4 protein-coding genes are annotated in these 5,580 nt (G+C 75.6%); all 4 read left to right on the plus strand.

The window, feature by feature from the left end; genetic code table 11:
• Window positions 1-1,864 (plus strand): aminotransferase class I/II-fold pyridoxal phosphate-dependent enzyme (locus EF903_RS27715; protein ID WP_125547689.1); only part of this gene is annotated, 1,864 nt, incomplete at its 5' end.
• Between the two features lie 7 nt (window positions 1,865-1,871).
• Complete coding sequence (locus tag EF903_RS27720; protein ID WP_185902852.1) at window positions 1,872-2,693, plus strand: 4'-phosphopantetheinyl transferase superfamily protein; 822 nt, start codon at window positions 1,872-1,874, stop codon at window positions 2,691-2,693.
• Entirely contained in the window at window positions 2,665-5,100 is a 2,436-nt protein-coding gene (locus tag EF903_RS27725) for a SpoIIE family protein phosphatase (protein ID WP_125547693.1), read from the plus strand. The genes EF903_RS27720 and EF903_RS27725 overlap by 29 nt, the downstream gene beginning before the upstream one ends.
• A 168-nt stretch (window positions 5,101-5,268) precedes the next feature.
• Window positions 5,269-5,505 (plus strand): response regulator transcription factor, encoded by a 237-nt coding sequence (locus EF903_RS27730; protein ID WP_125547695.1) that lies wholly within the window; start codon window positions 5,269-5,271, stop codon window positions 5,503-5,505.
• Window positions 5,506-5,580 lie beyond the last annotated feature (75 nt).

Consider the following 5,580-nt stretch of genomic DNA (forward strand, 5'->3'; position numbering starts at 1 on the left):
CGCTGCGAGCCCCTCCGGCGTACCGCTGACGACGACCTGCCGCTGCTGGTTGAAACACGCGGGCCACACGCCGTCGACGCCACCCATGAGCCGCCGGCAGGTCTCCTCGTCGGCCTGCACCGCGAGCGAGACGGACCAGTCCGTGCGGGAGCTGCTCCGGCCGGCCCGGGAACAGGCGGCGCTGATCGCCCGCCTCACCGGGGCGCTGCCCGCCCCGGAGCCCGCGGCCGACCCTGGGACCGCACTGCCGGCCGCGGACCCGGCACCCTCCGCGGATGCGGGCGACGCCTCCTCCGGCGTCCTCGCGCACGTGGCCCGGGTCAGCGCCTTCCCGGTGGAGCACCTGCGCGACGACCAGCTGCTCGTGGACGACCTCGGTTTCGACTCGCTGATGCTCACCGACCTGTTCACGGCGCTGAAGCGGCAGTACCCGGAGTGGACCTTCGACGAGCGCACGGCGGACCGCCCCACCGTCGGCGGGCTCGCCGCGTCGGTCGCGGGCGCGGCGGTCACCGGCGCGGCCGGCGGCCCCGCGGCCGGGGCGCTCCCCGTCCAGCGCGTGCAAGCCGCGCCGCCCGCCGATCCGCCGCCCGCACGGGCGCCGGCCTCCGATCCGGCTCCCGCGACCGCCGGCCCGCCGCCCGAGGAGCACACGCGGATCGACTTCTTCCCGGAGATCGCGGCTCACGCCGAGCGCCTCACGCTCCTGGACCGGGCGGGCCTGGGCAACCCGTACTTCCTCGTCCACGAGGGCGGCATGACCGACACGACGGTGATCGAGGGCCGTACGCTCCTGTCGTTCTCCGGCTACAACTACCTCGGCATGGCCACGCACCCCGCGGTCGGCGCGGCCGCCCGGGAGGCGATCACGCGGTACGGCACCTCGGCGTCCGCCAGCCGCCTGCTGTCCGGGAGCCGGCCCGTGCACCTGGAGCTCGACTCCGAGCTCGCCGGCCTGCTGGGCTGCGAGGCCGCGGTCTCCCTGGCCAACGGCCACGCCACGAACGTGACCGTGATCGGGCACCTCGTCGGCCCCGGGGACCTCGTCGTCCACGATGCCCTGGCCCACGACAGCATCCTGCAGGGCTGCCGTCTCTCCGGGGCGACCCGCAGGCCGTTCCCGCACAACGACGCGGCCGCGCTCGACGCGCTGCTGGAGCAGGTCCGCCACCGGTACCGCCGGGTGCTCGTCGTCGTGGAGGGCGTGTACAGCATGGACGGCGACATCGCGGACCTGCCCGCCCTGATCGCCGTCAAGTGCCGGCACGGCGCCCTGCTGATGGTCGACGAGGCGCACAGCATCGGCACGACCGGGGCGACCGGCCGCGGTGTCGGCGAGCACTTCGGGGTCGACCGCCCGGACGTGGAGATCTGGTCGGGCACGCTGTCCAAGGCGCTGGCGAGCTGCGGCGGGTACGTGGCGGGGAGCCGCCGGCTCGTGGAGTACCTGCGGTACACGGTTCCCGGGTTCGTCTACAGCGCCGGCCTGACCCCTGCCGACGCGGCCGCGGCCCTGGCGGCGGTGCGGCTGCTGCGGGCGGAGCCGGAGCGGGTCGCCCGGCTGCGGGAGAACGCGGCGCTGTTCGCCGGCCTGGTCCGGGAGGCGGGCATCGACACCGGGGTCAGCCGGGGCACCCCGGTCGTGCCGTGCATCGTCGGCGACTCGACGCGGACGCTGCGGCTCGCGGAGGCCCTGTACCGGGAGGGTGTCAGCGTCAATCCGATCCTGTACCCGGCCGTGCCCGAGGAGCTGGCCCGGCTGCGGTTCTTCGTCACCAGCGAGCACACGCCCGACCAGATCCGCCGGACCGCGGCCGCGCTGGGGCGGGCGCACCGGCGCCTCGACCCGGCGTACGCCGCCTGAGGCCGCCGTGGACACCGTCTTCCCGCCGATCGCGCCGGGCCGCGTCCACCGCTGGTGCGGGGCGGCCCTCCTGACGGCCCCGCGGCCCGTCCTCCTCGCGGCGGCGCCCCCGCTGTCGCCGGCGGAGGCGGACGTGCTCAGCGCGCTGCCGGCCCGGCGGCGGGCCGAGTGGACGGCCGGCCGCCTGCTCGCCAAGCGGCTGGCCGCGCAGGCGTACGGGGTCCCGGCGGCCGCCGTGGAGGTCCTGCCGCGCCAGGACGGCAGCCCCCGCGTCCTCGTCGCCGGCGCCCCGGTGCCGGGCGCGCACCTCTCGATCAGCCACACCGCCGGCCATGCCGCCGCCGCGCTCGCCCGGCGGCCGGTCGGGGTGGACCTGTGCGAGACGGGTTCGGCCGACGCGGTGCGCAGGGTTGCGGAGCACGTGCTGTCCCCGCCCGAGTCCGCGCTCGTCGCCGGCGGCCGGCCGGAGGTCCTGGCCGGGGTGTGGGCGCTGAAGGAGGCCGCCGTCAAGGCGGACCGGGGCAGCGTCTTCGGGGCGGCCCCGCGCCGCGTTCCGCTGCTCGGCCTGCGGCCGCCCCGGCTGGGCGGGGGGCGCCGCGCGGCGGCGTGGCGGGCCGGGAGCGCGGTGCTCGCCCTCGTCCTCGCGGGGCCCGGAGCCGCGGCGGGCCGGGCGGCGACCGGCGGCGGCACTGCGTTGGTGCTCCCTGCCGCGCTGGATCATGCTGGTGTGTGGAGCCCCTGGCCGTGCAGGTTCCCGAGGGACAGCGGCAGAGGAACGAGCGAGGGCGAGATGAGCGGCGATGGAGCGACTTCCCACCTCTCCGGGTGACCGGCCTGCGGGTACGGAGGCGCCGTCCGGGCCGGCGTACACGGCCGCGGCGACCGTCAACGAGCAGGGCGTCGTCACCGAGTGGAGTGAGGGTGCGCGCCGGCTGCTCGGCTACGAGGCCTCCGAGACGGTGGGCCGGCCGGCCGCCGAGCTGCTCGCGGACGATCCGGCCGAGTCGGCGCGGCGGGTGGCGCCCTGGCAGGACCGGTGGAGCGGCACGGTCGCGCTGCGGCACCGGGACGGCCACCGGCTGGAGGTGGGGCTGCTCGCGCACCGCTGGACCTCGACCGGTGGAACGGCGAAGTGGTTCGTGGTGTCCGCCGTGACGGGCGCGGCGGGCCTCGGCTGGGGCGACCCGCTGCGGGAGTGGGCCTTCGCCCAGTCGCCCTGCTTCCTCGCGGTCTTCGACGAGGACCTGCGGCTGGTGCGGGCGAACACCGGGATGGAGCGGACCCTGTCCCTGGCGGAGCCGCAGATGCTCGGCCTGCGCCTGCCGGAGATCGCGCCGGATCCGGTGAGCGACGAGACGGAGCGGCGGATGCGGCAGGTCCTGGAGACCGGGGAGCCGCAGGTCGTGGACGCCTTCATCCGGCCGCCCGGGGCGAGCACCGAGCACGGCTGGGTGACCTCGCTGGCCCCGCTGCGGGACCCGGAGGGCCGGGTGCACGCGGTGTGCCTCGCCGCGCACGACAGGACGGGCATCGAGGGGACCCGGCAGCAGGTGCTCGTCCCGCAGGATGACGCCGCCACCCGCATCGGCACCACCCTGGACAGCTCGCGCACGGCGCAGGAACTGGCCGACGTCGCGGTGCCCCGGCTCGCGGACTTCGCCGTCGTCGACCTGCTGGACCCCCCGCCGCGCGGCGACGAGCCGTCGTCCGGGCTTCCGGCCGGACCGGTCGCGGTGTGCCGGATGGCGGTGCGGTCGATCCTGGAGGGCAGCCCGGAGTCACGGGTCTCGGTCGGGGAGACGACGGTGTATCCGCCGCTCTCCCCGCCGGCCGAGTGCCTGGCGGCCGGCCGGGGCGCCGTGTACGCGACCTCGGACCCGGCGATCGCCGCGTGGGCGGCCGAGGACCCGGGGGCGTCCTGGATCAGCGAGTACGGGACGCACTCGACGATGGTCGTTCCGATGCGCGCCGACGGGATCACGCTGGGCGTGGCGGTGTTCGGCCGGCACCAGCACCGGGAGCCGTTCCAGTCGGAGGACCTGTGGGCGGCCGAGGAGCTGGCGACGCGTGCCGCCGTCAGCATCCACAACGCGCGCCGCTACACCCGCGAGCACACGACGACGATGACGCTCCAGCGCAGTCTGCTCCCGCAGACGCTGCCGGACCAGGCCGCCCTGGACATCTCCTCGCGCTACCTGCCCGCCGGCGGGGAGGCCGGGGTGGGTGGCGACTGGTTCGACGTGATCCCGCTGTCCGGGGCGCGCGTCGCCCTGGTCGTCGGCGACGTCGTCGGGCACGGCATCCGGGCCACGGCGACGATGGGCCGGCTGCGGACGGCGGTGCGCACCCTGGCCGACGTGGACCTGCCGCCCGACGAGCTGCTGACGTACCTCGACGACCTCGTCCTGCACCTGTCCGCCGACGAGGGCGACCGGCAGGGCGCCGGGGAGGCGGCGCTGGGAATCGGCACCACCTGCCTGTACGTGGTGTACGACCCGGTGACCCGCGGCTGCACCGTCGCCCGGGCCGGGCACCCGCCGCCGGCAGTGGTCTCGCCGGAGGGGTCGGTGTACCTGCTGGACGTGCCCGCCGGGCCGCCGCTGGGCCTGGGGGGGCTGCCGTTCGAGACGGTCGAGACGGAGCTGCCGGAGGGCAGCCTGCTCGCCCTCTACACCGACGGCCTGCTCCAGGCGCGCGACCACGACATCGACGAGGCACTGGACAGCATGTTCGGGGCGCTCGCCCGGCCCGCCTCGACACTGGACACGGTGTGCGACAGGGTGCTGACGGCGATGCTCTCGCACCAGCCCGACGACGACGTGGCGCTGCTCGTGGCGCGGACCCGGGCGCTGCATGCGGACCAGGTCGTGGTGTGGGACCTCTCCTCCGATCCGTCCGTGGTGGGGCAGGCCCGCCGCAACGCCTCCGAGCAGTTGGCGGCGTGGGGGCTGGAGGAGGCGTCGTTCGTCACGGAGCTGCTGGTCAGCGAGCTGGTGACGAATGCGATCCGGTACGGGGAGCCGCCGATCCAGCTGCGCGTGATCCACGAGAAGAAGACGCTGATCTGCGAGGTCTCGGACGCGAGCAGCACGGCCCCGCACATGCGGCGGGCCCGGACCTTCGACGAGGGCGGGCGGGGTCTGCTGCTGGTCGCGCAGCTCGCGCGGCGCTGGGGCACGCGGCACGCCGCGGTGGGCAAGACGATCTGGGCGGAGCAGTCGCTCCTGGGTTTCTGACCAGCGGACGCGGCGCCTGTGACGCGCCTGTGACAGTCGGGGGACATGGCGGTGAAGGTCCCGAGCCAGGCTTTTCCATAAGAGACAAAAGGGACATTCAGTAACGAGTCCCTCTGCTTCCGAGGACGTGAGCAGTGACGGCCGAACCCATTCGGCGGAGGAAAAGCCATGAGCCTCACACTCACCACCCCCACCGCGCAGGGCGAGACGACCGCCACCTCCCTGGCCCCGCGCGAGCAGGAGACGCTGCGGCACATCGCCGCAGGGCGCACCTACCTGCAGACCGCCCGCCACATGGGCCTCTCGAAGCACACGGTCGACGCCTACCTGCGGCGGATCCGCGCCAAGCTGGGCGTCAACAGCACGGCGGAGCTGACCCGGCTGGCCATCGCCCTCGGACTGTGACGGCACGGGCCGAGCGGCCCGGGCCGTCACAGTCCGAGGGCGATGGCCAGCCGGGTCAGCTCCGCCGTGCTGTTG

The sequence above is a fragment of the Streptomyces sp. WAC05292 genome, assembly GCF_003949955.1.
In the GTDB taxonomy this organism is placed as follows: domain Bacteria; phylum Actinomycetota; class Actinomycetes; order Streptomycetales; family Streptomycetaceae; genus Streptomyces; species Streptomyces globosus.

What these genes read in the sequence shown, in the direction of transcription:
- EF903_RS27725 (WP_125547693.1), top strand. Translation starts at nt 2,665, where the DNA reads ATGGAGCGACTTCCCACCTCTCCGGGTGACCGGCCTGCGGGTACGGAG.
- EF903_RS27730 (WP_125547695.1), top strand. Translation starts at nt 5,269, where the DNA reads ATGAGCCTCACACTCACCACCCCCACCGCGCAGGGCGAGACGACCGCC.